Genomic DNA, 285 nt, shown 5'->3' with positions numbered 1-285 from the left:
GGGTGGTGTCTGCGGACATCACGCCACCAGTGGTCGCGCTTGATGATGTGTTAACCAATGACAGCACACCTGCACTCACCGGTACAGTCAATGATCCGACTGCAACAGTGGTGGTGAATGTAGATGGTGTTGATTACCCAGCGACGAACAACGGTGATGGCACCTGGACGCTTGCAGACAATACCTTGCCTGCACTCACCGACGGTCCACACACCATTACCGTGACTGCAACAGATGCAGCAGGTAATGTCGGTACAGACACCGCTGTGGTAACAGTAGATACCA

Annotated in this window: 1 protein-coding gene; it reads left to right on the top strand. The window is 53.7% G+C overall.

Annotated elements, in window-relative coordinates; translation table 11 throughout:
- Nucleotides 1-285: Ig-like domain-containing protein (locus tag HL290_RS18480; protein WP_227602337.1), on the top strand; the 285-nt coding region annotated here is incomplete at both ends.

This window comes from Acinetobacter sp. AC1-2 (assembly GCF_016124155.1).
GTDB classification, from domain to species: domain Bacteria; phylum Pseudomonadota; class Gammaproteobacteria; order Pseudomonadales; family Moraxellaceae; genus Acinetobacter; species Acinetobacter calcoaceticus.
This window is presented reverse-complemented; position numbering and strand designations above follow the sequence as displayed.